At 72.2% G+C, this 24,614-nt stretch carries 24 protein-coding genes; 14 read left to right on the top strand and 10 right to left on the bottom strand.

The window, feature by feature from the left end; all coding sequences use genetic code 11:
• Window positions 1-46: 46 nt before the first annotated feature.
• Entirely contained in the window at window positions 47-532 is a 486-nt protein-coding gene (locus ACPPVX_RS13855; RefSeq protein WP_426571148.1) for a glutathione peroxidase, read from the bottom strand.
• A gap of 92 nt (window positions 533-624) precedes the next feature.
• Here ACPPVX_RS13855 and ACPPVX_RS13850 point away from each other — a divergent pair, with 92 nt between their 5' ends.
• A complete protein-coding gene (locus ACPPVX_RS13850; RefSeq protein ID WP_426571147.1) occupies window positions 625-2,013 on the top strand; it encodes an NAD(P)/FAD-dependent oxidoreductase in 1,389 nt (462 codons plus the stop codon).
• An 85-nt stretch (window positions 2,014-2,098) separates the two neighbouring features.
• Here ACPPVX_RS13850 and ACPPVX_RS13845 read toward each other — a convergent pair whose 3' ends face one another.
• Both ACPPVX_RS13845 and ACPPVX_RS13840 read right to left on the bottom strand, forming a co-directional pair.
• Complete coding sequence (locus ACPPVX_RS13845; protein ID WP_426571146.1) at window positions 2,099-2,860, bottom strand: hypothetical protein; 762 nt, start codon at window positions 2,858-2,860, stop codon at window positions 2,099-2,101.
• A 149-nt stretch (window positions 2,861-3,009) separates the two neighbouring features.
• Window positions 3,010-3,690 carry a hypothetical protein gene (locus ACPPVX_RS13840; RefSeq protein ID WP_426571145.1) on the bottom strand — a complete coding sequence of 227 codons (681 nt, stop codon included), beginning with the start codon at window positions 3,688-3,690 and terminating at the stop codon, window positions 3,010-3,012.
• Window positions 3,691-3,762: 72 nt separating this feature from the next.
• Here ACPPVX_RS13840 and ACPPVX_RS13835 point away from each other — a divergent pair, with 72 nt between their 5' ends.
• The 8 genes from ACPPVX_RS13835 (at window position 3,763) to ACPPVX_RS13800 (ending at window position 12,097) form a co-directional block, all read left to right on the top strand.
• A complete protein-coding gene (locus ACPPVX_RS13835; RefSeq protein ID WP_426571144.1) occupies window positions 3,763-4,212 on the top strand; it encodes a hypothetical protein in 450 nt (149 codons plus the stop codon).
• A gap of 22 nt (window positions 4,213-4,234) precedes the next feature.
• A complete protein-coding gene (locus ACPPVX_RS13830; protein WP_426571143.1) occupies window positions 4,235-5,632 on the top strand; it encodes a 1-acyl-sn-glycerol-3-phosphate acyltransferase in 1,398 nt (465 codons plus the stop codon).
• 88 nt (window positions 5,633-5,720) lie between these two features.
• A complete protein-coding gene (locus ACPPVX_RS13825; protein WP_426571142.1) occupies window positions 5,721-6,695 on the top strand; it encodes an AAA family ATPase in 975 nt (324 codons plus the stop codon).
• Window positions 6,696-6,701: 6 nt separating this feature from the next.
• Window positions 6,702-7,742, top strand: a complete 1,041-nt coding sequence (locus tag ACPPVX_RS13820) for a DUF58 domain-containing protein (protein WP_426571141.1) — start codon at window positions 6,702-6,704, stop codon at window positions 7,740-7,742.
• Window positions 7,739-9,412 (top strand): hypothetical protein, encoded by a 1,674-nt coding sequence (locus ACPPVX_RS13815; protein ID WP_426571140.1) that lies wholly within the window; start codon window positions 7,739-7,741, stop codon window positions 9,410-9,412. Before ACPPVX_RS13820 ends, ACPPVX_RS13815 begins: the two co-directional genes overlap by 4 nt.
• A gap of 159 nt (window positions 9,413-9,571) precedes the next feature.
• Window positions 9,572-10,189 carry a hypothetical protein gene (locus ACPPVX_RS13810; protein ID WP_426571139.1) on the top strand — a complete coding sequence of 206 codons (618 nt, stop codon included), beginning with the start codon at window positions 9,572-9,574 and terminating at the stop codon, window positions 10,187-10,189.
• A 92-nt stretch (window positions 10,190-10,281) separates the two neighbouring features.
• On the top strand, window positions 10,282-11,490 hold the full coding sequence (locus ACPPVX_RS13805; RefSeq protein WP_426571138.1) for an LLM class flavin-dependent oxidoreductase: 1,209 nt from the start codon (window positions 10,282-10,284) through the stop codon (window positions 11,488-11,490).
• Between the two features lie 37 nt (window positions 11,491-11,527).
• A complete protein-coding gene (locus tag ACPPVX_RS13800; RefSeq protein WP_426575039.1) occupies window positions 11,528-12,097 on the top strand; it encodes a TetR family transcriptional regulator in 570 nt (189 codons plus the stop codon).
• Between the two features lie 12 nt (window positions 12,098-12,109).
• On the opposite strand, the gene ACPPVX_RS13795 is transcribed toward ACPPVX_RS13800, so the two are convergent.
• Both ACPPVX_RS13795 and ACPPVX_RS13790 read right to left on the bottom strand, forming a co-directional pair.
• Window positions 12,110-13,462, bottom strand: coding sequence for an RDD family protein (locus tag ACPPVX_RS13795; protein WP_426571137.1), 1,353 nt, complete (start codon window positions 13,460-13,462; stop codon window positions 12,110-12,112).
• Window positions 13,463-13,564: 102 nt separating this feature from the next.
• Window positions 13,565-13,969 carry an SHOCT domain-containing protein gene (locus tag ACPPVX_RS13790; protein ID WP_426571136.1) on the bottom strand — a complete coding sequence of 135 codons (405 nt, stop codon included), beginning with the start codon at window positions 13,967-13,969 and terminating at the stop codon, window positions 13,565-13,567.
• Between the two features lie 252 nt (window positions 13,970-14,221).
• Between ACPPVX_RS13790 and ACPPVX_RS13785 the strand changes: the two genes are divergently transcribed.
• Window positions 14,222-14,818: a phosphatase PAP2 family protein gene (locus ACPPVX_RS13785; RefSeq protein ID WP_426571135.1), complete on the top strand. Its 597-nt coding sequence runs from the start codon at window positions 14,222-14,224 to the stop codon at window positions 14,816-14,818.
• Between the two features lie 17 nt (window positions 14,819-14,835).
• Here ACPPVX_RS13785 and ACPPVX_RS13780 read toward each other — a convergent pair whose 3' ends face one another.
• Complete coding sequence (locus tag ACPPVX_RS13780; RefSeq protein WP_426571134.1) at window positions 14,836-16,251, bottom strand: hypothetical protein; 1,416 nt, start codon at window positions 16,249-16,251, stop codon at window positions 14,836-14,838.
• Complete coding sequence (locus ACPPVX_RS13775) at window positions 16,251-17,678, bottom strand: DUF2252 domain-containing protein (protein WP_426571133.1); 1,428 nt, start codon at window positions 17,676-17,678, stop codon at window positions 16,251-16,253. The genes ACPPVX_RS13780 and ACPPVX_RS13775 overlap by 1 nt, the downstream gene beginning before the upstream one ends.
• A 225-nt stretch (window positions 17,679-17,903) precedes the next feature.
• On the opposite strand from ACPPVX_RS13775, the gene ACPPVX_RS13770 reads away from it, so the two are divergent.
• Window positions 17,904-18,344, top strand: a complete 441-nt coding sequence (locus ACPPVX_RS13770) for a DUF6325 family protein (RefSeq protein WP_426571132.1) — start codon at window positions 17,904-17,906, stop codon at window positions 18,342-18,344.
• Between the two features lie 13 nt (window positions 18,345-18,357).
• Window positions 18,358-18,693: an SHOCT domain-containing protein gene (locus ACPPVX_RS13765; RefSeq protein ID WP_426571131.1), complete on the top strand. Its 336-nt coding sequence runs from the start codon at window positions 18,358-18,360 to the stop codon at window positions 18,691-18,693.
• A gap of 87 nt (window positions 18,694-18,780) precedes the next feature.
• On the opposite strand, the gene ACPPVX_RS13760 is transcribed toward ACPPVX_RS13765, so the two are convergent.
• Entirely contained in the window at window positions 18,781-19,278 is a 498-nt protein-coding gene (locus ACPPVX_RS13760) for an LURP-one-related/scramblase family protein (RefSeq protein ID WP_426571130.1), read from the bottom strand.
• A 137-nt stretch (window positions 19,279-19,415) separates the two neighbouring features.
• Between ACPPVX_RS13760 and ACPPVX_RS13755 the strand changes: the two genes are divergently transcribed.
• Window positions 19,416-21,095 (top strand): MFS transporter, encoded by a 1,680-nt coding sequence (locus ACPPVX_RS13755; protein WP_426571129.1) that lies wholly within the window; start codon window positions 19,416-19,418, stop codon window positions 21,093-21,095.
• Between the two features lie 179 nt (window positions 21,096-21,274).
• Window positions 21,275-22,747 carry a DUF222 domain-containing protein gene (locus tag ACPPVX_RS13750; RefSeq protein WP_426571128.1) on the top strand — a complete coding sequence of 491 codons (1,473 nt, stop codon included), beginning with the start codon at window positions 21,275-21,277 and terminating at the stop codon, window positions 22,745-22,747.
• 281 nt (window positions 22,748-23,028) lie between these two features.
• On the opposite strand, the gene ACPPVX_RS13745 is transcribed toward ACPPVX_RS13750, so the two are convergent.
• On the bottom strand, window positions 23,029-23,796 hold the full coding sequence (locus ACPPVX_RS13745) for an enoyl-CoA hydratase/isomerase family protein (protein WP_426571127.1): 768 nt from the start codon (window positions 23,794-23,796) through the stop codon (window positions 23,029-23,031).
• Window positions 23,796-24,590, bottom strand: coding sequence for a TIGR03084 family metal-binding protein (locus ACPPVX_RS13740; protein WP_426571126.1), 795 nt, complete (start codon window positions 24,588-24,590; stop codon window positions 23,796-23,798). The genes ACPPVX_RS13745 and ACPPVX_RS13740 overlap by 1 nt, the downstream gene beginning before the upstream one ends.
• Window positions 24,591-24,614 lie beyond the last annotated feature (24 nt).

The following is a 24,614-nucleotide window of genomic DNA, read 5'->3' as shown; positions in this document are numbered from 1 at the left end:
GCGTGGGGGTGGCGCGTGGGGGTGAGGGTCGGGTGGACCCCGCGGGTCAGGCGGTGGGGAGGGTCTTCTCGATGTCGGCGGCGATCTTCTCGGGCTTGGTGATCGACGGGTAGCGCTTCACCACGTTGCCCTCGGGATCGACCAGGAACTTGGTGAAGTTCCACTTGATCTTGTCGCCGAGCAGGCCGCCCTTCTGGGTGCGCAGCCACTTGTAGAGCGGGTGGGCGTCGGCCCCGTTGACGTCGACCTTGGCGAACATGGGGAACTTCACGCCGTAGTTCAGCTCGCAGAACGACTCGATCTCCTCCTCGTCGCCCGGCTCCTGGTGACCGAACTGGTCGCACGGGAACCCGAGGACCACGAGGCCGTCGTCGCCGTACTTCTCGTAGAGCTCCTCGAGCCCCTTGTACTGCGGCGTGAACCCGCACTTGGAGGCGGTGTTGACCACCAGGACGGCCTTGCCCTTGTACTGGGACAGGTCGGTCTCGGTGCCGCCGATCGACGTGGCGGAGAAGTCGTGGAGAGAGGTCACAGCGGGGATCCTTCGGATGGGGTGGGCGCCGAACAGCAGGAGCAACCTGGTTCGGGGCCAAAGCCTTCCACGGATGGGGCAGGCTGGCGCCCATGGCCACGGTCCCGATCGAGCGCGCCCTGCGCGACGCCCAGCCGGGATCGTTCTGGCTCGATGCCGCCGATCGGCCGGCGGCCCGGCCGCCGCTCGACGGGGCCACCACCTGCGACCTGGCCGTGGTGGGTGGCGGCTACAGCGGGCTGTGGACCGCGCTGCTGGCCAAGGAACGACACCCCGACCGCGACGTGGTGCTGCTCGAGGGCGATCGGATCGGATGGGCGGCGTCGGGCCGCAACGGCGGGTTCTGCGCCGCCAGCCTCACCCACGGCGAGGCCAACGGCCGCGACCGCTGGCCCGACGAGTACGAGCAGCTCGCGGCGATGGGCCGCCAGAACCTCGACGAGCTCGAGGTCGCCGTCGCCCGCTACGGCATCGACTGCGACTTCCACCGCCGCGGCGAGCTCACCGTCGCCACCGAGCCCCACCAGGTCGCCGAGCTCCACCCCAGCGATCCCGACGATCCCCACGAGGCGTTCTGGGACCGCGAGCAGATCCAGGCCGCGGTGCACTCGCCCACCTACCTGGCCGCCCACCTCGACCGCACCACCGCCCTGGTCGATCCGGCCCGCCTGGCCTGGGGGCTGGCGCGGGCAGCCCAGGAGCTGGGCGTGCGGATCGTCGAGCACACGCCGGTGACGGGGATCGACGGGTCCGGGAGCAGCGTGGTGCTGCGCACGCCCCGGGGATCGGTCACCGCCCGCCAGGTGGCGCTGGGCACGAACGTGTTCCCGTCGCTCGTGCGCCGCACGCGCCTGCTCACCGTGCCCGTCTACGACTACGTGCTCATGACCGAGCCGCTCAGCGAAGCGCAGCTCGACGGCATCGGGTGGGCCGACCGCCAGGGCATCGGCGACAGCGCCAACCAGTTCCACTACTACCGGCGCACCGCCGACGACCGGATCCTGTGGGGCGGCTACGACGCCGTCTACAACTTCGGCGGGCGGGTGGCCGATCGCCACGACCAGCGCCCGGCCACCGCGGCGAAGCTGGCCGAGCACTTCTTCGCCACGTTCCCGCAGCTCGACGGGCTCCGCTTCTCCCACGCGTGGGGCGGGCCGATCGACACGTGCACCCGGTTCTGCGCCTACTTCGGCACCTCGCACGGCGGCCGGGTGGCCTACGCCGCCGGGTTCACCGGCCTGGGCGTGGGCGCCACCCGCTTCGGGGCGAACGTGATGCTCGACCTGCTGGCGGGCGAGCCCACCGAGCGGACGCGCACCCGGATGGTGCGCACCACCCCGGTGCCGTTCCCGCCCGAGCCCCTGGCCTGGGCGGGCATCACCGCCACCCGCTGGTCGCTGGCGCAGGCCGATCGCAACCAGGGGCGGCGCAACCTCTGGCTGCGCACGCTCGACCGGCTGGGCCTGGGCTTCGACTCCTGACCCCCCCGCCCGGTCGAGCTCCGTGCGGATCGGGTGCGCCGGTGCGCCGGATCCACACGAAGCTCGTGGGTGGGGGTTCAGATGATCAGGCCTTGCCCTGCAGGGTGGCCAGCTTCTCAATGGGAGCCTTCAGCGTGGAGGCGTCGAGGCTGTCGCCGAGGGAGACGATCGTGATCTGGGTGCCGACGTCGCCGGTGGTCATGACGAGCATGGCGACGGTGGCGTTGACCGTGGTGCCGTCGGCGGCGGTCAGCTTGTAGGTGCCGCTCAGGCCGGCGAGGTCGTCGGTGCCGAGGTCGAGGTCGGAGTCGTCGGCCAGCGACCCTTCGGCCTTGAGCTCACCGTTGTTGGTGAGCGTCTTCTGGAGGGCCTTGTCGATGCAGGTGACGACGGTGGGGTCCTTGAAGGGGGCGATGGCGGCCGAGGCGGCGTCGGCATCGGTGAAGATCACGGTCTCGGCCCCGAACTGGGTGCCGTCGGCCTGGTCGAACGATCCGACGACGAAGGTGTCGGTGTCGAACTTGGCCAGCTGGTCGCTGTCGTCGGCGAAGCTCGGGTCGCACGCGTCCATGGGGCTGGCGCTGTCGTCGGCCGTGGTGGGGGTGGCGGTCCACCCGTCGGGGAAGTCGGACACGGTGAGGTCGACGGTCTTGGCGCGGGCCTCGGCGTCGCCGTTCGTGGCGGCCGTGGTGGTGGTCTTCTCGGCGGTGGTGGTGCTGGTGGTGGTCTTGGGCTTGGTGGTGGTGGTGTCCTTGCTGGAGTCGCTGCCCCCTGAGGTGCCGCAGGCCGACAGCAGCAGGGCGGCGCAGACCGCCGCTGCACCCAGGTACTTCCGATGACGTTGCACGTGCACGATCGCTCCGATTCCGTTGGTGAGGTGGCCGCCTGGAGCACAATCCTGCCCCAGCCGCCGACCCTCCCTGGACATAGGTCCACACACGGGGCGGGCAGCACGGCCGCGGCCCGCGCCGGGACCGACCCTCGCCCCCTGCCCTCCTACGGCTCGACCTCGAGGCGCCGCCGCAGCTCGACGTAGACCTCGGTGCCCACCACGCCGACGAGCTCGTCGCCCAGCGAGTCGATCACCGGACGGTCGCCGACGTAGGCCCGTTCGCCCTCGGTGCAGCACCAGGCCATCGTCTCGCCCTCGGGCCCCCAGTCGGCGCGGGACCACCGGCGGACGGTGGCGCGCTCGCGGCCGCCGTCGAGCGGCTCCCAGTCGACGCGGATCGGCAGCTGCCAGCACACCGACGGCTTCCAGTCCATCGGCCGCTCGCCGTCGGCCTCGGCACCGAGGTGGAGCGCGCAGCCGGCGCCGCCGGGGAAGCCGGGCCGGTTCAGGAAGATGCAGGCCCCGTCGACCACGCGGGTGTTGGTGGCGGTCTCGTCGCTGAACACGCCGCCGGCCGCCGCCTCGCGGTGGAACTGGAACAGCGCCGGGTCGAGCATCCGGGCGAAGGCCGCCACGGTGCGGGCCTCGTCGTCGCCGTCGAGGTGCGCGCCCACCGAGCAGCACCCCTGGTTCAGGTGCTCGGTGGGCTCGTCGTGGATGCCCAGGCAGCCCCGGCCCCAGATGCAGGACCAGTTCGACTCCAGGAACGTGCGCTCGACCACCCAGTCGACCTCGGGGGTGTCGACGTGCTCCCACTGCTCCCCGTCGGTCGCACCTTCGTCCATGGCGGAAGCCTGGCACGGCGCCGTGGTCCTAGCCTGCACTCGCCCGCCCGCCTGCACCGCCCTGGGGAGCCCATGACCCGCCGCCTCCGTCCCATCGCCCTCGTCATCGCCCTGGCGGCGGTGCTCGCGGCCTGCGGCACCTCTGGCGGCGACGGCTCGAAGGCCACCACCACGACCTCCGCGGCCGTGTCCACCACCGCGCCCACTGCCAGCACCACCGGCGGGGGCGCGTCCACCACGGCCGGCACCACCGGCTCCACGCCCGCCGCCCTCCCGGCGTGCCAGGACCTCCTGCAGGAGTACACCGACCGGTTCACCCCCGACGACCTGAGCAGCATCGCGTCGTTCTTCCGCGAGTACGCCCCGCTGATGCCGGCCGAGGTGCGCGCCGCGTCGCTGCGCATCGCCACCGCCTACGAGCGCGCCGGCGACCTGACCAAGCTGAACCTGGCCGACACCGACCTCACCGCCGACGCCCAGACGTTCTCTGACTGGCTGACCGCGGGGTGCCCAGCCGGGTGACCACTCCCACGGCGGCACCCTGATGCGCTCGGCGTTCGATCGCTTCGTCTCGCTCGTCGCCCGGCTCATCACCCGCGGCCTCTACCGGTCCGTCGAGGTCGTCGGGCTCGATCACCTCCCCAAGGGCCCGCGGCTGATCGTCGCCAACCACTTCAACGGGTTCGTCGACCCCGTGGTGATCGCCGGGGCGATGGGCGAGCTCCCCCGGTTCATCGCCAAGGCCACCCTCTGGAAGACCCCCGGGGTGCCGCTGCTGATGCGCCTCGTCGGCGTGCTGCCGGTGCACCGCTCAGCCGACGGCGGTGGCGACAACTCCCGCACGTTCGACGACGTGGTGGCCGAGCTCCACCACGGGATGACGGTGGCGATCTTCCCCGAGGGGACCACCCACGACAACCAGCACCTCTCGCCGGTGCGGACCGGCGCCGCCCGCCTGGCGCTCGACGCCGCCGAGTCCGGCGTGGAGGGCATGCACGTGGTGCCGGTCGGGGTCACGTTCGAGGACAAGGTGGCGCTCCGGTCGCGGGTGGTCATCCGGGCGGGCACCCCCATCGATCCCGCCGGCCCCGCCTACCGGGACGTCGACGGCACGCCCCTGGGCTCGGAGCACCACGAGGCGGTGCGGGCCCTCACCGACGAGATCCGCGCCGGCCTGGCCGCCGCCGCGCCCGACTTCGACACGCTGCTCGACGCGGTGGAGATGCGCCGGGCCGCCGACGTGGCCCTGCGCGCCCACCCGCTGCCGCCGCTCGCCGAGGTGTCGCTGGCCAAGCGGGAGGCGCTGGCCAAGCAGCTCGACCACCTGCCCACCGAGGAGCGCGACCCGATCGCCACCGCGGCCGCCGAGTACGAGCTGCTGCTCGGGGCGGTCCGCATCAGCGACCGGTACCTCGCCCCCAAGGTCGGCGTGCGCGACCTGGTGGTCCGGCTGATCACCACCGGCGTGCTGGTGGCGCTGCTCGCGCCGTTCGCCGTGGTCGGCGTCGCCGTCAACCTCATCCCCACCCTGCTGGTCGTGCTGGCCGGGCTGGCGGCCAGCGCCCCGGTCTCGAAGGGCACCAACCGCGTCCTGGTCGGGTTCATCGCCTTCCCGGCCACCTGGATCGCGCTGTCGGTGTTCGACGTGGGCAGCGGCTGGGTGTCCGATGCGCTGGCCCTGTTCACGTCGCCGCTGTCGCCCGAGATCGATTGGTTGTTCGGGTCCCGCGGCGGGTGGGGCGCGTCGCTCCTCGTGTTCATCGCCTGCCCCGCCCTCGGCCTGCTGGCCGTGTGGCTCGCCGAGCGGGTCATCCGGGTCTACGCCACCTGGCGGGCGGTCAGCACCAACCTCAACCGCCGGGGCCAGCTCGGCGATCTGCTCGAGCGCCGCGGCCGCCTCGTCGAGATGGTGCACGACGCCCGGGCCTGGCCCGGGACCTGACCGCGCTGGGTGACGGCCTCCCCGCGGTCCGAACCCGACCGGGCGACGCCTGTGCAACACTCGGCACCACGGTGGACGAGGGGGTTGCGTGACCACGACCGGTGAGCTGTCGATCGGTGAGGAGCAGGCCGCAGGCGCTCCCGACGCGCTGGTGCGCCAGGCGGCGTCGGTGCTGCTGGGGAGCCCCCAGCCCATCGCCCTGGCGGTCGACGCCTTCTTGGCCCGCGGCCACGTGCTGTTCGAGGACGTGCCGGGCGTGGGCAAGACGCTGCTGGCGAAGGCCCTGGCCGAGTCGATCGGCGGCACCTTCGGCCGAGTCCAGGGCACCCCCGACCTCCTGCCCTCCGATCTCACCGGCGTCTCCTACCTCGATGACGACCGCCGCACCTGGGTGTTCCGCCCCGGGCCGCTGTTCAACAACGTGGTGCTGGTCGACGAGATCAACCGCGCCACGCCCCGCACCCAGTCCGCGCTGCTCGAGGCCATGGCCGAGGGCCAGGTCACCGTCGACGGCACCACCCACCCCCTGCCCGATCCGTTCCTGGTCATCGCCACCCAGAACCCGCAGGTCGACGATCCGGGCACGTTCCCGCTGGTGGCCGGCCAGCGCGACCGGTTCTCGGTGTCGCTCTCGCTCGGGCTCCCCGGCCGCCAGGCCGAGCTGGCCCTGCTGGGCGGAGCCGGCGGCACCCGCGCCCTCGGATCGCTGGCCCCGGTGGCCCCGCTCACCGAGTGGCTGCGCCTGCGCACCGAGGTCGATCGGGTGTTCCTGCACCCCAGCGTCGCCGCCTACGCGCTCGACCTCGTCGACCTCATCCGCCAGCGCTCCACCTCGCGCCAGCCGATCTCCCCGCGCGCGGCGCTGGGCGTGGTGCAGGTCGCCCGGGCCCACGCCCTGTCGGATCGTCGGGACCACGTCCGTCCCGACGACGTGCAGGCCGTCGCGGTCGCGGCGCTGGCGCACCGCATCGTCGACGCCACCAACGACGACCTGTCCACGGCGCGCCGCTGGATCGACGACTTCGTCCGCCAGGTGCCGGTGCCCCCGGCTCCGGGTGGGTGACCCACCGTGGCCCGCCGGAACGACCGACCTGATCGCGTCCACCACCGGCCGACCGGCCTCGGGGTCGCCCTGCTCGCGCTGGCCGGCCTGGCCCTGATCTTCTGGTGGGTCACCGAGGTGGAGGTGCACCTCGCCATCGCCACTGCGGTGCTGGTGGCGGTCGTGATCGACGGGGTCATCGCCCACCGCACCATCGCGCCCATCCGCTTCGACCTGCGCTCGCCCGACGAGATCCCCGCCGGGCGCGAGTCCACGTGGACCGCGCTGGTGGAGGGGTGGACGCGCCCGATCACCCTGCGGCCGCTGCTGTCCGGTCCGCCCGTCGACCTGATCGTCGACCACGGCCGGCTCGGGTCGCTGCCGTGGCCGCCCCTGCGGCGCGGGGTCGTGCCGTTCGCCGCGGTCGATGCCCGCGCCAACGGTCCGCTCGGCCTGGTGGCCACCGGCCGGCGCCACCACGTGGTGCTCCCGCTGCCGGTGCACGTCACCCCGGAGCCGGTGGCGGCCGATGTCCGCTGGCCCAAGCCGCGCGCGGTGGCGTTCGGCGGCGCCGAGGGGGCGCCCATCGGCGACGACATGTTCCGGTCGGTGCGGCCCTACCAGTTCGGTGACGAGCGGCGCCGCGTGCACTGGAAGGCCACCGCCCACCACGGCGAGCTGATGGTGCGCGAGTCCGACGGGCTCGGCGTGGTGCGCGTGCGGATGATCGTCGACCTCGGCCCGCCCGGGCCCGCCGGCGAGCTGGTCGCCGGCCACGCGGTCTGGGCCGCCGCCGCCATGCTCGACCGGGGCTGGAGCGTCGAGCTGGTCACGCTCGACGCGTCGCACGAGGTGCCGCGGCTCCGCACGCTCGGGCGCGCGTTCGGCGCCTCGCCGATCCTCGAGGACCCCCCGCTCATCCCGCTGCCCACCCTGTCGGCGCCCGTGCGCAGCGCCAAGGACGCGCGGCTGCGCCTCGCCTGCACCGCCAACGGCTCCCCCATGGCGGGCAGCGGCTGGCAGGGCGCCACGTGCCGGGTGACCCGCGACGGGATCGAGTGGTCGTGACCGGCACCGTCGGCCCGTCGGGTTGGGGCCCACCGGGCGGGAGCGGCGCCGGGCCCGGGTACGCACCCCCACCTCCCCCTCCGGGCCCGCTGGTGCCCGAGCCCGACGATGGCCGTCGGTCCACGGCCGCGTCGCCGCTCGCCGGGCTGCGGAGCCAGCTGCTCACCTACGCCGTGTGCGCTCTCGCGCTGTGGCTGGTGTGCGCAGCGATCGAGCAGCCGTCGTGGGGCGTGGTGGCGGCGGTGGTGCTCGGCGCCGCGGTGGCCGTCGCCGTGGCCGCCGACCTCATCCGACCGTACGGGCGCTTCGCCGGCCTCGTGGTGGGCACCCTCGCCACCATGGCCCTCGCGCTGCTGCTGGCGTTCGTGAGCGCGCCCGCATCGACCTGGACGGTGGTGCCGCTCGCGGGCCTGTTCATCGCCGGTCTCGACTGGCGGGTGGTGCGCCGGCTGCTCGTCGCCCCCTTCCTGGCCGGGCTCCTCGTGCTGGTGGGCGTGGCGCACCGCGAGGCGTGGACGTACCCCACGGCGCTGGCCTGGCTGGTGCTGGCGTTCGCGGCGTGCGCCTCGCTCGAGGCCGACCGGCGCGCCGCCCAACCCAAGGTGGCCGCCGTCTCCCCCGGTCCGGTGGCCCCCGACATCCGCTCCGGCGACCTGATCACCACCATCCTGTTCGCCCTGGCCATCGCCCTGGTGGCCGCGCTCGTGCTGAGCGTGCCGTCGTGCCGCCACCCTTCTCCGGGCTCCTCGTCGGGGTTCGGCTCGTCGTTGGGCTCGGGCTCCGGGTCGTCCTCCGGACCGGGCTCGGGCCGGGGCCACTACGACGGCAACGGCCAGTGGATCCCCGACAGCGGCCGCCGGTACGTCCCCGATGCCGGCGGCCAGTACCTGGTCCCCGACGACGGATCCGGGCAGGGCCAGCCCTCCGGGGTGCCATCGCCCACGCTCCTCCCGAAGGGCACGACCCCGGGCCGGGGCGACACCTACCAGACGCCCGATGGATCGACGCTCACCACCGAGCGCCGGCCCGACGGCACCGGCCGCATCACCGTCCACCACGACGGCCAGGCCGACCGCACCTTCGTCTACCGCGACCTGCCCGAGGGGACCACCGCGATCGACGAGCTCGACGCCGACGGCAACGTGGTGCGCACCTACGTCTACGACCCGAACGGGAAGTACGCCGACCAGACCAGCGGCGCGACCCCCGCCTCCCCCGAGCAGCAGCAGAAGCAGGCCCAGGACCACTCGCTCCACGTCAACGGCCGAGCCATCCTCGCGGTGATCCTCGGGCTGGCCCTGATCGCCGGGATCGTGGCCCTCGTCCGCCGCCACCTGCGCCGGCCGCCACCGCCGCCCGCGCCCCCGTGGGCACTCCAGCTCGCCCGCGACCTCGAGCACGAAGGCGCCCGCCGCGGCCGTCCCCGCCGCCGGTCCGAACCGCTGGCCGCCTATGCCGCCGCGCTGTCCGACACCGCCCTTCCCGACGAGCGGATCGCACGCGTCGGCGCCATCGTCTCCACCGCCCTGTTCGCGGCCCACGAGCCGGCGGCCATCGATCGCGAGTGGGCCATCGCCACGCTCACCCAGGTCGTCGACGCCCACCCCCCGCCCACCCGCGCCGAGCGCAAGGCCCTGGCCTCGGCCGCCGCCGGCGCCCCGGACGCCTGAGCCCGAGCCGCTCGAGCTCGCCGAGACCACCCCGCCGTTCCGGCCCCGATCCGGGCGGCTGGTGCCACGCCCGGATCTCCACGCGGACGAGGGGGTTGAGGGCGTCACACGGGAGGGTCGTTGCCGGACCGGCGACGATCGGCCAACCTTGCGGCCACCATGACTGACACCGAGCCGACGCCACCCCTCCCCGACTCCTGGGCCGATGACGACCGAGAAGCCGCTCGCAAGGCGGGCAAGGGCCGCATCATCCTGATCGTCGTGGGCATCGCTGCCGTCGTGATCCTCGGCGCCCTGGCCTTCGTCGTGATCAGCACCCACGACACCCGCGAGCGGGCCTGGCCCGCCACGGTGAACGGGCGGCCCGACGGGCTGGGCGGCGAGCGCGAGACCACCGCCGACGTCAACCTCGCCGCCGATCCCGGCGTCTACATCTGGAGCGGCTTCGACGGCTGGCACCTGTGGGTGGTGAACGGGGGCGACCTGAAGGGGATCAAGGGCACCATCACCAGCAATGCCGAGATCTCGCGGGGCGCCCCCTCGGCGCCCGGCGACGGGACCGCCACCGTCAAGGGCAAGGAGCTCACGTTCGACCTCTCGGGCGACGCGCCGCTCGCCGGCGTCGACTTCGAGCCCGGCCTGTCGAAGCACCTCGAGTTCCAGATCGAGGGCCCCGACGGCCCCATCGATGCCTCGGTGGTCACCACCGGTCGCAGCGGCACGGCGGTCGCCGCCCTGCCGTTCGTGATCGACAAGCACGTCGTCGAGAAGAGCTGACCGACACCGCGGTCACCGCCTTGCCGGGCCCGTTCTAATGCCATACATTAGAACGTGTTCTAGAAATCAGGATCTCGGCAAGGAGACTTCCCATGGAGTTCGGACTGTTCCTCAACGGCTACCTGCCCGGGCCGGCCGCCCATGACCCCGAGTCCGAGCACACGATGATCATGCGGGAGATGGAGTACGCCATCCACGCCGACGGCTTCAACTGGAAGTACGTCTGGATCGGCGAGCACCACGGGCTGGTCGAGTACTCGCACATGTCGGCGCCCGAGACCGTGTTCAGCTACATCACCGCCAAGACCGAGCAGATCCACGTCGGGTCCGGGATCATGAACCTGTCCCGCCCGGTCAACCACCCGGTGCGCAACGCCGAGCGCGTCGCCATGCTCGACCACATCACGAACAACCGCTACGAGTGGGGCACCGGCCGCGGCGCCGGCAGCCACGAGATGGCCACGTTCGACCTGCTCACCTCGGAGACCAAGGCCATGTGGGACGAGGCCGCCACCGAGATCCTGCGCATGTGGGAGCAGAAGGACTACACGTTCGAGGGCGAGTTCTTCCGGGTCGAGAAGCCCCACAACGTCCTCCCCAAGCCGAACGGCCCCGGCCACCCACCGCTCTGGGTGGGGTGCGGCAACCCCGGCACGTTCACCAAGGCCGGCGAGCTCGGCATCGGCGCCATCGCCTTCAACTTCGAGCCCGTCTACAACCTGAAGGGCCGCATCGAGGCCTACAAGGAGGGCATCGCCAACTGCACCGAGCCGCTCGGCCAGTTCGTCAACGACAACGTGATGATGACCAACGCCGTCGTCTGCCTCGCCGACCGGGAGCGGGCCCGCGAGATCGCCATGTCCCCCGGCCGGGGCTACATGAACACGATGATCAACGTGTACCACGACACCATGCCGCCCCAGCCGGGCGCGGTGAAGTGGCCCAACCCGCCGTACGTCATCCCCGACGAGGCCACGCTCGACTGGCTGATCGAGGCCGGCTACCTGCTCTGCGGGTCGCCCGACGACGTGCTCGAGCAGATCGCCAAGTACCAGGACGTGGGCTGCGACCAGCTGGTGTTCGGCATCCCCAACGAGGGCTTCGAGCACGACGAGGTCCTCGAGATGATCGAGCTGTTCGGATCGAAGATCATCCCCGAGTTCGACCACGAGCCGATCCACCGCACCACCCGGATGCGCGCCACGGCCCAGCGCAAGTACCCCGACTTCGCCCACCCCCTCCCCGAGGGGCTCGACGTCGGCGTCATCCCCACCAACGCGCTGCTCCCGCTGGGGAGCTGAGCCCACGGCCCCCACCGCCACCGCCACCAAGGAGCGCCTGCTCGACGAGGCCGAGCGGCTGTTCGCCGTCGGCGGCGTCGAGGGCGTGACCACCCGCCAGATCACCGAGGCCGCCGAGCAGCGGAACACGTCGGCGGTCAGCTACCACTTCGGGTCGCGCCAGGGGCTCCTGCGTGAGCTCCTCGCCCGGCGCGGCGGCCCGGTCGACCAGGAGCGGGGCGCGCAGCGCTCCCGGGCCGGCGCCGCCCCCTCGCTCCCCACCCTCGTGAGCTGCCTGGTCACGCCCTACGCGGCGCTGCTGGCCGAGCCGACCGGCCGGTCGTACCTGCGGATCGTCGCCCAGCTCCGCGGCCGGTTCGCGGCGTGGCGCGTCGAGTCCGACGCCGCCACCACCGAGCACCTCGCCCGCATCCTCGACGAGATCGAGGGCCGGCCCACCGCCCCCGCCGCCGTGCGACGCGAGCGGGTCGTCGCCCTGATCATGCTGCTGACCGGTTCGGTGGCCGAGCGCGCCCGCCGCATCGACGACGGCACCGGCAACGAGCTCACCCACGACGAGTTCGTGCAGAACCTCGTGGACATGTGCGCCGCCGTGGTGTCGGCCTGAGCGGCCCGACGGTCAGGAGTTGGCGGCCCAGTAATCGCTGTCGCCGCCGTCGTCATCGGACGGTTCCACCACCAGCTCGTCGGCGCTGACCGGCTCGGTGAGCACGGGCGACGACGCCATCGCCGCCGCCTCGGTAGGCGCCACCACCGGCTCCTCGTCGGCCGCAGCCGGAGCCTCGGCACCCTCGCTCGCCTCGGCATCGGCCTCGACGGAGACGACGACCGCATCCGGGGCCGGCTCGGCCTGGAGGTGCACGTCGAGGACGACGGTCTCCTCGACGGTGTCGACCGCCGGGGCATCGACCACCGGGGCTCCGATCGCCGGGACCGCGGTGGTCGCGGTGGCCGCGACGCCGGCCGGCGCCGTGTCGGCCTGGGCGATGGCGATGGCCGCGTCGAGCTGGGCCATGCGCTGGCGGGCGACCCAGCCCTCGAGGGCCGACGGCACCCCCGCCTCGCGATCGCCCCAGTCGACAATCTCGTGGCAGCTGCTGACCAGCTCGTGGAGCGCCCGGCGGTCCTTGCGGGTGACGCCGGGGATGAAGCCCAGGCCCAGGATGAAGCTGAACGGGAAGGCGAGCGTGCGCCACAGCGCCTTGACGGGGCCGAGCGGCGTGCCGTCGAGCGCCACCACCCGCAGGCCCACGAGGGCCTTGCCTGGGGTGCGGCCGGCGATCTCGATGCTGCCCCACAGGTAGAGGCCGAACCACGAGAAGTAGCCGATGATCCAGGCCAGCCCGGCCCCGCTGGTGGGGTGGAAGAGGTCGCCCGTGAACAGCTCGAGCAGCGACTTGCCGAAGTAGACGACGATGCTGAAGATCGCCGACACGAGGAACAGGTCGACGCCGAAGGCCACCAGGCGGCTCACCGGACCGGCGGGGCGGCCGGTGGCGCTCAGCTTCGCCGACTGGGGCAGCGGCTGGCGCTTGCGCCGGAACAGGCGGTCGATGGCGCCGAGGATGATGATGTCGACGCCCACCAGCTGCCGGCGGGCGAGGTCGAGGGTGCGGGCGATGATGCCGGTGCTCGCCTCCGCCACGATCTCGTCGATGCCCGCCTTGGCCACGATGGCCTTGATGTCGACGTCGTCGAGCAGAGCGTTGAGATCGACCTGGCCGATCACCGCGTTCATGTCGATCCGGGCGATGAGCGCGCTCACGTCGATCCGGCCGAGCAGGGCGTCGATGTCGATGCGGGTCAGGAGGGCATCGATGTCGATCCGGGTCAGCAGCTCGTCGATGTCGACCCGAGCCATGAGCGCGTCGATGTCGAGCTCGCCGATGAGCGCATCGACGTCGACCGCATCGACCACGGTGGGGACGATCGCCCCCATGAGCCGGTCGACAGGCGAGCGATGTTCGGTCACGAGACGGACCGTAATCCCGGGCCGGCGTCACGGCGTGCCAAAACGCAGAGCGCCGTGGGGGCCGAAGCCCTCACGGCGCTCATGCTCCCGAAGGAGGCGTGCTCAGCTGGCGAGGATCTTGGCCTTCTGGGCCTCGAACTCCTCGGCGCTCAGGACCCCGCTGTCGCGGAGGCCGGCGAGCTTGGTGAGCTCCTCGGCGGTGCTGGCGCCCCCGGAGGCACCCACCGTGCTGCGGATGTAGGCCTGCGCAGCCTCGTCACGCGCCTTGGCGTCTTCCATCGCGTGCTCACCCATCTTGTGACCACGGGCGATCAGGTAGACGAACACACCGAGGTACGGGGCGACGATCACGAAGAAGATCCAGAAGAACTTGGCCCAGCCACCCATGTCGTGGCTGCGGAATATGTCCGAGAACACCATGATGAGCAGCCAGATCCAGATGAAGAACATCGTGAACCAGATGAAGGACCAAAGGACCTGTCCGGTACCGAACTCAGAAGCGAGCATGTTGCATTGCCTTTCGTAACTTCAGGCTCCATGGCGGAGTGCCTTGGAGGTAGATCGAGGCTCGGGCGATCACGCGATTCTCCATGCTCGCCACCCGCGGCGATTTCCGCGGCTCACCCTATTGCATGATCGGACATCGATCGTGACCGAAGATGTTTCTTTGTACCGAGCACGCATCCCCGATCACCTTGGTTCCGACCCACCCGGAGGGGTGACGGTTTCACGTATCTGGGTCCCGTAGGTTCACCACCCGTGGACGTGAGGGCGCTGGAGATCGCGATCGGGGGAGGTGCCCTGCTGGGCGCGTCGGTGCTCGGCGCGCGCCACCCGGTCATCCACCCGCTCGAGGCCCGGGCGTTCCACGCGGTGAACGGGCTGCCCGGCTGGCTCTACCCGGTGCTGTGGGCCCCGATGCAGCTGGGCAACCTCGTGGTCGGCACGGTGGTCGGGCTCGTCGTGGCGTGGGCGGTGGGCTCCTGGGCGGTCGCCCTCGGCGTGGTCCTGGCCATGCTGCTCAAGCTGGTGGTGGAGCGGCTGGTGCGCCGGGAGGTCGAGCAGTACCTCCAGGTCCGCCAGCGCCCCGGCACCAGCCAGGTGGGCGCCATCTTGCGCGGCGACGTGCCGAGCAGCGGCCCCAGCTTCCCGTCGGGCCACGTGATCCTGGTGGCGGCCATCAGCACGGTCCTCACGCCGCAGCTGAGCTCGCCGGTGATCTTCATCCCGTTCGTGATGGCCGTGCTGGTGGCCCTGGGCCGCGTCTACGTCGGCGCCCACAACCCGCTCGACGTCACCTCTGGCTTCGGCGCCGGCCTGCTGATCGGCGGGCTGCTGGCCCTGGTCCTGCGCTGACCCGCTGACCCGCGGGGTCAGCCCGCCAGCGCCGCCACCTGCCGGTGCAGGTCATCCAGCACCCCCGGCTGCGCCTTCAGCGAGGTGCGGGTGGCGCCGCTGAGCATCGGGAGCCGCAGGCGCGGGAGGGCGGTGGCCATGGCGTCGTCGCCCACGGCCCGCCGGCCGGCGTCGAGCGCCCGGGCGGAGCCCACGACCGTGGCGCACGAGGCGGTGATCTCGGCCAGGTCGGTGGCGAGGAGCAGGTCGGAGGCGGCCAGCTCGCTGAAGCCGAAGTCGATGATCCAGGCCGCGCCGTCGTCGGCCATGAACACGTTGGCCAGGCGGAGGTCGCGGTGCGCCACCCGGTGGCCGCGCAGGACCAGCAGCTGCTCCCACACCTTGTCGAGCACCTCGTCGGTGAACTCGTCGGCCTCGAGGCGGTCGAGCGAACGGCCGGCGATGGCGTCGTAGGCGAGGACGTAGCCCGCGGGCGCAGCCGTGGCGAACGCGGCCACCCGCGGCGTGCGCACCCCGAGCTGGCGGGCGGTGAGCGAGACGAGGGCCTCGTGCTCGACGGCGCGGCGCAGCGAGGAGTCGGGCTTCTCGTCGCCCAGGTCCCGCGGCTGGATGCGGCGGTAGATGCGGAACAGGAGGTCGGCGCTGCGCTCGTCGGCCCCGAGGGCCTTGACGAACAGCTTGGAGCCGTCGGGGGCGGTGCCGAAGTAGGGGGTGGAGCCTCGGGCGTCGAGGCTGGCCTGCTCGAGCTTGGCGAGCGGTTGGCCCACGGCTGCGAGGCCCTCGGCGATGGCCTGGCCCGACGGGCGCTGCGACGGCGCTCCGAGGAAGACGATCACCGCGGCGCCCGCCGCCCAGCCGGAGAGCAGGGCGAGGATCGTGTCGAAGGCGACCGGTGCGCTCACGAAGTGGATCAGCGCCACCGCCAGGGTGAGCGCCCACGCGACGCGCCGCCACGAGCGCGGCACCCAGGGGCCGGCCACGGTGACCACCGCGGCCAGGGCGGCGACCGTGCCGGCGGTCCAGGTGTCGGTCGATCCCACGGTGGCGACGGGCGTGAGGTTGGTGACCTGGGCGCCGGCGTCGGCCGTGATGCTGCCGAGGACCCTGGTGAGCACCGCGGCCACCGCTGCCGCCAGCACCCCCGCGACGACCACCCGCCAGGCCTTGCCGCGGATGATCGCGATCCCGGCCGCGACCACCAGCACCACGCCCACCACCTGCGCCAGCACGCCCAGCACCGTCATCAGCCCGCTCGGCAGCTCGTCGAGCCCCCGGATCAGCTCCGAGACGAAGGTGACCATCGACTCGCCGAAGACCGCGCCGAAGAAGGTGACGAGCAGGAGGCACACCACCGCCGTGGCGAGGCGGAGGACGTCGCTGGGGGCCATGGTGACGCGACCGACGTCGCTGGCGATGACCTCGACCGGCTCCATCAGATGCCGACCTCGGCCTCGATGCGGCCATCGGCGATGGCCGCCATCAGCTCGGCGTGGTCGCGGTCGTTCTGGTCGGCGTAGGCGGCGGCGAACGTGGACATCGACCGGTCGAACACGGTGCCGGGGCCCAGGTAGGAGGCGATGGCGATGCGGTCACCGGAGCGGGCGTGGGCCCGAGCCAGGGTGCGGGCGCACATGCGGCCGTAGACGGCGAGGCCCGGCGCCATCATCGCCTCGATCGGCACCGACGCCTTCCAGTCCCACAGCTGGCGGACGAAGAAGTCGCGCTGGGTGCCATCGATCCCCACGGCCTGCATCCACCCCAGCAGGATGTCGCTCGACGCCTGGGTGAGGCGCTGCCCCTGGACCACCCGCTCGCCGTGGGTGGCGTACCTCGATCGGGGCAGGAACCCCTCGAGCACCGAGCCCTGGGCCTCCTTGACCTGCAGGATCAGCGGATCGCCCAGGTCTCGGCCCACGAAGAGCACCACCCACGCCCGGGTGCCGACGCTGCCGACGCCCACCACCTTGCGGGCCAGGTCCTGGAACTCGTAGTTGCGCAGCAGGTGGCGGCGATCGTCGTTGAGGCTCTCGTGGTACAGGTCGAGCGAGTCCCGGATGGTGCCGATGTACTGCGCCGCTTCACCGTGGCCCACCAGGTCGCTGACGGGCACCAGCAGCGGCGGGTCGTGGATGAACTCGAGGCGGCCGTCGACCTCTCGGGTCAGCTTCCCTGCGGCGCGCATCTGGTCCTTGGTGTGCGCCTTGGCGAGGAACTTCTCGGTCTGCTTCACCGCCCGGGGCAGCGCCTGGCTCCTGATCTCGTCGAACGCCTCCTCGACCGACTCCGACGAGTACCAGACCTCCAGGTCGCGCATCTCGGCGAACCCGTACATCGCCTCCCGGTAGGCCCGAGCCGCCTCGACCACGATGTGGCTGCGGTCGGGCGCGGCGATCCCGCGGTCGCGCGCCGCCACGTCGAGGCTGGCCACCAGGCGCTTCATGTCCCACTCGAAGGGGCCGGGCAGGGTCTCGTCGAAGTCGTTGAGGTCGAACACCAGCTTCCGCTCCGGCGAGGCGAAGCCGCCGAAGTTGCTGAGGTGGGCGTCGCCGCAGAGCTGGACGTCGAGCCCCGTGTGCGGGGTGGCGGCGAGGTCAGCGGCCATCATGAGGGCGGCACCCCGGTAGTTGGTGAACGGCGAGGCGCTCATCCGTCCGTGGCGGATCGGGACGAGCTCCGGCACGCGGGTCGCGGCCTGCTGCTTCAGCAGCTCGATGGGGTCGTGGGTGCGCAGCGAGGGATCCCACACCGCCAGCGTCGAGCGCGGGACCGCCTGCCGGGCCGCGCGGCCGGCGGCGGTGCGCTCCTCGACGGACGCGTGCGGCGCTCCGATCAACGGCAGATCGTTGGAGGTGGTGCTCATCGGTGGTGCCTTTCGCGGCGGGGTGGCGACGAGCGCGACGGGCGGCGGCATCGCTCACCCGCCTCGCGCTGTCGAACCGACGTCTTATCAGGCGTCACCTTCGGTCGCGGCCAGGTGGGGAGGGCCGGGGGCGGCGATCACCGGCCCGGGATCGTTTGGTAAGAATGGCGCTGCCACGGCGACGCCCACCTGGGCGTGCGGGCCACCACACAGAGGAAAGACAGCGTGACCGACGAAGACGTGCACGGACCGATCGATTTCGTCCTGATCGAGTATCCGGGCGATCACCTCACGGGCGAAGCGGGGGCGGCGCTCCTCGACCTCGTCGATGCGGGCACCATCCGCATCTGGGACCTCATGATCCTGACCAAGGATGCCGACGGCACCGTCGTCGGCATCAACATCGAAGACCTCGACTCCGACCACCTCGGCAGCTTCACCGTCTTCGCCGGCGCCGAGACCGGGCTGCTCAGCGACGACGACATCCAGGAGGCCGGCCACGCGCTCGAGGCCGGCACCGTCGCCGCCCTCATCGTGTACGAGAACTCCTGGGCCATCCCCTTCGTCGCCGCCACCCGCCGCGCCGGAGGCCAGCTCGTGGCCGGGACCCGCATCCCCGCCGATACCGTCATGGAAGTGCTCGCCGCCGCTGAAGCGGCCGACTGAGAGGGTTTGACCGATGCCAGGATTGCTCCGAGGAGTTGCCCGCACGGCGGTCGTCGCCGGAACTGCCACCGCCGTCAGCGGTCGCGTCCAGCGCCGCCAGGCGGAGAAGTTCACCGACCGCGACGCGCAGATCTACGCCGACCGGAACGCGGCGTACCAGCAGGACGTGGCCCAGCCGCAGCCGCAGTACGCGCCGCCGCAGCAGCAGTACGCGCCCCCGCCTCCCGCCCCTGCGGGTGGCGGCCAGGACACCATCGAGATGCTCAAGCAGCTCGGTGAGCTCCACGCGTCGGGTGTGCTCACCGACGAGGAGTTCGCCGTCCAGAAGTCGAAGGTCCTGAACGGCTGATCACCCCGGCCGCCTCTCGGCGGCCGACCACAGACCGAGACGTGCCCGCCGCTTCACCGGGGCGGGCACGTCCGCGTCTGGGCTGGGTCAGTGGCCGTGCTCGAAGCTGTCGATGGCGACGGTGATCGACAGGATCAGCGCCGGGTCGGCATCGGCGTCCATCTCGACGCCGTAGGTGTCGCGGATGCGGAACCACTTCTTGGAGATCTCGGCGATCTTGTCGCCGTCCTGCTCGATCTCGTACTCGTGGTCGACGATGTTGCCGTGGGCCTTGAGGTTCTTGCCGTCGGTCTCGATGACGAAGCGGTCGCGGATGCCGATCATGGCCTTCTTGACCTTGTACTCCTTGCCGCCGACCTCGATCTTCACCGCGTCTCGGACGCTGAGCTTCTTCTCGCGGATCAGCGCCGCCTCCTTGCCGTGCGCATCTTCGAGGATCCAGGTGTCGCGGAAGCGGACGGCCTTGCCGTTGACCCGGAAGGCCTTGTTCCCGTCGGCGTCCTCGATCCAGTAGTCGTCGCCGATCGCGATCATCTTCTGGCGCATCTGGTACCGGACGGTCTTCTCACGCTTGAACAACCCCATGCCCTGCTCCTCTGGGTGACGCGCCGTGCTGGCGGGTGGTGCGAGGGCAGACCGTAGGCCAACGCCGGGCGGAGACGAGGGCGAGGGCGAGGGCAGCCATGGCGCGCCTCGGCCCGCAGACGCGGCAGGATTCGCCGATGGCCGAGACCACCACCACCACGAAGGTCGCCACGGCGGCCGCCGGGAGCGTGCTGCTGACGCTCGCCACCGCGCAGTTCCTCATGACCCTCGACAGCTCGGTCATGAACGTGTCGATGGCCACGGTGGCCGACGACGTCGGCACCACGATCACCGGCATCCAGACCGCCATCACGCTCTACACGCTCGTCATGGCCACGCTCATGATCACCGGCGGCAAGATCGGGACGATCATCGGGCGGCGCAAGGCGTTCGCCATCGGCTGCGTGATCTACGGGGCGGGGTCGTTCACCACCGGCCTGGCCCCCAACCTGCCGGTGCTCATCTTCGGCTGGTCGTTCCTCGAGGGCGTCGGCGCCGCCCTGATCCTCCCGGCCATCGTCGCCCTCGTGGCCGGCAACTTCGAGCCGGCCGCCCGGCCTCGGGCCTATGGCCTGGTGGCGGCGGCGGGGGCCATCGCCGTGGCCGCCGGCCCGCTGATCGGTGGTGCCGCCACCACCTACGCGTCGTGGCGGCTCGTGTTCTTCGGCGAGGTGTTCTTCGTCCTGATCATCCTGGCCCTGACCCGCAAGATCGCCGACGCCCCCGCCGAGGGCCACCACCACCTCGACCTCACCAGCACCCTGCTGTCAGTGGTGGGCCTGGGCACCGCGGTGTTCGGCGTGCTGCGCTCGAGCGAGTGGGGCTGGGTCACGCCCAAGCCCGGTGCACCGTCGCTGCTGAACACCTCGCTCACGTTCTGGTTCATCATCTTCGGCCTCGGCGTGGTGTGGCTGTTCTTCATCTGGCAGCACCGGCTCCTGCGCAACGGCAAGGAACCGCTGATCGACCCGAGCATGTTCTCCAACCGGCAGCTCACCGGCGGGCTGGTGATGTTCTTCTTCCAGTTCCTGCTGCAGGCCGGGGTGTTCTTCATCGTCCCGCTGTTCCTGAGCGTGGTGCTCGAGCTCTCGGCCATCGACACCGGCCTGCGGATCATGCCGCTGTCGGTGGCGCTGCTGCTGGCCGCCGCCGGCGTCCCCAAGGTCTGGCCGGAGGCCTCGCCGCGCCGGGTCGCCCGGGTGGGCCTGCTGCTGATGCTGGGCGGCATCCTCACGCTGATCGGCGGCATCGACATCGATTCGGGCGCAGGCGTCGTGGCCGTGCCGCTCATCCTGATCGGGCTGGGCATCGGCGCCCTGTCCTCGCAGCTCGGCGCGGTGACCGTGTCGGCCGTCCCCACCAGCGAGAGCGGCGAGGTGGGGGGCCTGCAGAACACCGCCACCAACCTCGGGGCCTCGCTGGGCACCGCGCTCGCCGGCTCGGTGCTGATCGCGGTGCTCACCGGCTCGCTGATCACCGGGATCGCCACCAACGACCAGGTGCCCGCCGCGGTGCAGGACCAGGCCGCGGTGGAGCTCGCCTCGGGGGTGCCGTTCGTGTCGAACACCCAGCTGTCGGCCGCGCTCGACGACGCCGGCGTCCCGAGCGAGGCCAACGCGGCCATCGTCTCGGAGAACGAGGCGGCCCGCGTCCAGGGCATGGACACCGCCCTCGCCGTGCTGGCCATCTTGGCCACGGTGTCGCTGTTCTTCACCCGCCGGGTGCCCACCACCCAGCCCACGGGCACCGACGACGCGGCGGCCGGCGCCGGGCCCGACCCGGATCGAGGCCCGGAGCCCTCTCCGGCTCTGGCGTAGGGCCGATCCTCAGGCTGGACCCGGACGGGGCGGCACCCGTGTTCGGGAGGTCCGAGGTCCCCGTGTCCGATGTCCGGTAGCAACGGGACCGATGAGCTGCGGTGGGGCCATCGAAAGCAATCATGGACCTATGTCGAACACACGTTCGACATAGGTGGTGGCGGGCCTAGCGTGGGTGCATGACCCCGCCCCGCACCTCCGACGCCGCCGACGGCGCTCCCGTCGATCGGTACGACCAGGTGCTCGAGGAGATCGCTCGCCTCCAGGGCGTCATCAACATCGCCCACGGACAGATGGTCGACGTCGCCAGGCAGGCCATCGCAGATGGGGTGTCCGGCGGCGATCCGCTCTCACCCAAGGACTGGGTCGCGTGGCGGACGGGCATCTCGCCCGAGCGGGCCGCAGACATCGTGCACCTGGCCGAACGATCCGAGGAGCTGCCGTCGGCCACCGAGGCGCTGCGGATGGGGCTGCTGTCGGTCGACCAAGCGGCCGAGATCGCTCGGCACGTTCCCCCCGCGTACGACGAGTCGGCCACGCGGGTCGCCCAGTGCTGCACCGTCCAGCAGCTCCGCCAGGCGCTGCCCTGCTACGCCGATCCCAAGCTCGATGGCGCCCGCAAGCGTCGACGCGGGGTGGCCACGGGCGTCGACGAGGAGGGATGGTGGATCCGCGGCCGTCTGCCCGAGGCCGAGGGGGCCCTGATCGATCGGGCGCTGAAGGCCAAGCAGGAGGACCTCGAGCGCGAGGCCCGCACAGAGACGCCCGAGGGCGAGCGGCCGCCACACGTCTCGCTGGCTGATGCCCTCCTCGCCCAAGCCGAAGACGACCTCGCCGCAGCCGCAGCGGCCCGGCCCGGGACCGATCGCTACCTCGTCCATGCCCACCTCCAGGCCGGACCGCACGGCCTCGAGCTCATGACCCACCTCGGCGTCGCGCTGCCCGAGGGCCAGCGCCGTCTCATCTTGTGCGACGCCAAGCTGCGGGCCGCACTGCACCACGGCATCACTCCGGTCGCCATGGGCCGGGCCACCCACATCGTCAACCGCCGGCTGCGGCGCCTCGTCGAGCACCGAGACGGCGGGTGCGCGGTGCCGGGCTGCCACCGCACCACCCGGCTCGACGTCCACCACATCATCCACTGGGAGGACCAGGGCGTCACCGAGACCTGGAACCTGCTCACGCTGTGCCGGGCCCACCACCGGCTGCACCACCTTGGCGAGCTCGGCATCGAGGGCAACGCCGACCTGCCCCGTCACCGAGACGGTGGGGTCGTGTTCACCAACCGGCACGGCCGTGTGCTCGACGCCACGGGCGAGCCGATCCTGCCCGACGTGGGTGGAGCAGGCGGTAGGGCCCGCTCCACCGCTGCCGTCGAGCGAGCGGCCGGGGCGCTCGGCATCGCGCCGCACCGCTACCTCCCGCCCACGGGCGAGCGGCTCGATCGCCGCCAGTTCCACCTCAACGCCTCGCCACCGCTCACCCCGGCCGGCGACGACCTCCTGGCCGCGCCACCCGATGATGAGCCGCCCCCCGTCAGCCCTGACGGATCTCATGCCCGTCGCGGTCCAGGCACCGACGCGGCCAGCCCCATCACCGTCGACGGCCCCACCGCCACCGACCCCACCCGGGCCGGGCCGGCCGCGGGCTGACCCGGCGCGATCAACCCCTCGACCACCGCGCCGAACCCCCGGTCCAACGACCGGTGTCCCATCCATCTCGCACCAGGCCGTACCTGCGGCCCCATCGGCGCACCTCCTCGCGCGCCCGGACCACCGGCATCACGACCCGGGCTCGGCGGAGACGCCGGCGCCACCCTGCTCCAAGCGTCAGCGCCGGGAGCGGTCCATCTGAGGAGCGGCCACCGCGGCACCAGCTGCCCGGGGTCCGCCGGTGAGAGCAGGGAGCGGTCGTCGCTCGGCCGTCAGGCGGTTCAGCTGTCGGTGGGCGGGACCCAGGCGGCGGGGCGCTTGGCCAGGAACGCACCCATGCCCTCCTTGGCCTCGTCGCTGGTGAACAGCTCGGCGGAGAACCGCTGCGTCCAGGCGAAGGCGTCGTCGACCGGCATCCCGGGGACCTCGGCGAGGAGGCGCTTGCTGGCCGCGATGGCCTCCGGCCCTCCCGCCAGCAGGTCGGCCACGATCTCGGCCACCGCCGCGTCGAGCTCGGCGGCCGGGACCGCGGCGTTGATCAGGCCGATCCGCGCCGCCTCGGCCGCGGGGAAGCGGTTGCCCCGGAGGAACGCGGCCCGAGCATCGGCCTCGCGCAGCTTGGGCAGGCAGAGCACCGAGATCATGGCGGGGGCGACGCCGACGCGCACCTCGGTGAACCCGAACTTGGCGGAGTCGACCGCCACCGAGATGTCCATCGCCGCGGCCAGGCCCATGCCGCCGGCGACGCAGTGGCCGGCGATGCGGCCGATGTAGGGCTTGGGCGAGCGGCGGAAGCGGGCGAACACCGCGGCCATGTCGACGGTGCGGCCGCCGGCGGCCGACGACTGCTCCGACAGGTTGGCGCCGGCGCAGAACACCGACCCGGTGTTGGTGAGCACGACCACGCGGACCGCTGGGTCGGCATCGGCCGCATCGAGGATGTCGACCAGCTCGATCAGCAGGTCGGTGCTCAGCGCGTTGCGGCGGGGCTCGTCGTCGAGCGTGACGGTGAGGACGCCCGCATCGAGCGCCGTGTCCACGAGTGCCATCAGGAGTCCTTCGGGTTGGGGCCGTCGGTGGCCGGACCGGCGAACGCCTGGGCCCGGATCAGCCAGTCGCGGGCGCGATCGCCGGTGATCTGCAGGTGGGTGTCATCGACGTGGCGGCGCTGCGTGACCACCAGGCAGAAGTCCTCGGCCGGGCCGGTGACCGTGTTCTCGTCGTCGTCTCCCCATGTCCAGGTGGCGCCCGACGGTGCCGTGAGCACCAAGGCCACATCGCCCTCGGGCACCTCCATGCCCCGGTTGAGGTAGCTCCACTTCCGGGTGGCGTACCCGAGCTGGGCGATGTGCCGGAGCCGGTCGGTGGCCGGGCGGTGGCCGTCGACGGCATCGACGATGTCCTGGCCGTGGGCCCACGTCTCCATCAGCCGGGCGGTGAGGAACGACTTGGCGCCCATGGATGGGCCGTACCAGTCGATCCGGGCGTCGTCGGCCAGCGCAGCCGAGCTGGCGGCGAGGCGCTCGCGGTTGGCGCGCCACGCGGCCAGCAGGTCGGCCGGCGGGAGGAAGCGCCACGCATCGAGCTCGAACGCGTCGATCGCCTCGTCGCCCCCCGCGGCGGCCTCGAGCAGGTCGTGCACCGACGCCGTGAACGCGGGTGGATCGTCGATGGCGAGCGCGGCGTTGCCGTCGAAGTACGTCAGGTGGGCGAGCTGAGCGGCCACCGTCCACCGGGGGCTGGGCGTGGGGAGCGCGAACTGCCCCGCGGTGAGCCCGGCCACCACCGCGTCGAGGGCAGCCTGCTCGTCGAGCAGGTCTGCTCGGACTTCCGATACGTCCATGGTCTCAACCTTCCAGATCGCGGC

Origin of the sequence: Aquihabitans sp. McL0605 (genome assembly GCF_049993875.1) — a bacterium.
Taxonomy (GTDB): Bacteria; Actinomycetota; Acidimicrobiia; order Acidimicrobiales; family Iamiaceae; genus Aquihabitans.
The sequence above is the reverse complement of the archived record's forward strand: the minus strand, read 5'-3'. Positions and strand labels throughout refer to the sequence as shown.

What these genes read in the sequence shown, in the direction of transcription:
- ACPPVX_RS13850 (WP_426571147.1), top strand. Translation starts at nt 625, where the DNA reads ATGGCCACGGTCCCGATCGAGCGCGCCCTGCGCGACGCCCAGCCGGGA.
- ACPPVX_RS13840 (WP_426571145.1), bottom strand. Translation starts at nt 3,690, where the DNA reads ATGGACGAAGGTGCGACCGACGGGGAGCAGTGGGAGCACGTCGACACC.
- ACPPVX_RS13835 (WP_426571144.1), top strand. Translation starts at nt 3,763, where the DNA reads ATGACCCGCCGCCTCCGTCCCATCGCCCTCGTCATCGCCCTGGCGGCG.
- ACPPVX_RS13830 (WP_426571143.1), top strand. Translation starts at nt 4,235, where the DNA reads ATGCGCTCGGCGTTCGATCGCTTCGTCTCGCTCGTCGCCCGGCTCATC.
- ACPPVX_RS13810 (WP_426571139.1), top strand. Translation starts at nt 9,572, where the DNA reads ATGACTGACACCGAGCCGACGCCACCCCTCCCCGACTCCTGGGCCGAT.
- ACPPVX_RS13805 (WP_426571138.1), top strand. Translation starts at nt 10,282, where the DNA reads ATGGAGTTCGGACTGTTCCTCAACGGCTACCTGCCCGGGCCGGCCGCC.
- ACPPVX_RS13790 (WP_426571136.1), bottom strand. Translation starts at nt 13,969, where the DNA reads ATGCTCGCTTCTGAGTTCGGTACCGGACAGGTCCTTTGGTCCTTCATC.
- ACPPVX_RS13780 (WP_426571134.1), bottom strand. Translation starts at nt 16,251, where the DNA reads ATGGAGCCGGTCGAGGTCATCGCCAGCGACGTCGGTCGCGTCACCATG.
- ACPPVX_RS13775 (WP_426571133.1), bottom strand. Translation starts at nt 17,678, where the DNA reads ATGAGCACCACCTCCAACGATCTGCCGTTGATCGGAGCGCCGCACGCG.
- ACPPVX_RS13765 (WP_426571131.1), top strand. Translation starts at nt 18,358, where the DNA reads ATGCCAGGATTGCTCCGAGGAGTTGCCCGCACGGCGGTCGTCGCCGGA.
- ACPPVX_RS13760 (WP_426571130.1), bottom strand. Translation starts at nt 19,278, where the DNA reads ATGGGGTTGTTCAAGCGTGAGAAGACCGTCCGGTACCAGATGCGCCAG.
- ACPPVX_RS13755 (WP_426571129.1), top strand. Translation starts at nt 19,416, where the DNA reads ATGGCCGAGACCACCACCACCACGAAGGTCGCCACGGCGGCCGCCGGG.
- ACPPVX_RS13750 (WP_426571128.1), top strand. Translation starts at nt 21,275, where the DNA reads ATGACCCCGCCCCGCACCTCCGACGCCGCCGACGGCGCTCCCGTCGAT.
- ACPPVX_RS13745 (WP_426571127.1), bottom strand. Translation starts at nt 23,796, where the DNA reads ATGGCACTCGTGGACACGGCGCTCGATGCGGGCGTCCTCACCGTCACG.
- ACPPVX_RS13740 (WP_426571126.1), bottom strand. Translation starts at nt 24,590, where the DNA reads ATGGACGTATCGGAAGTCCGAGCAGACCTGCTCGACGAGCAGGCTGCC.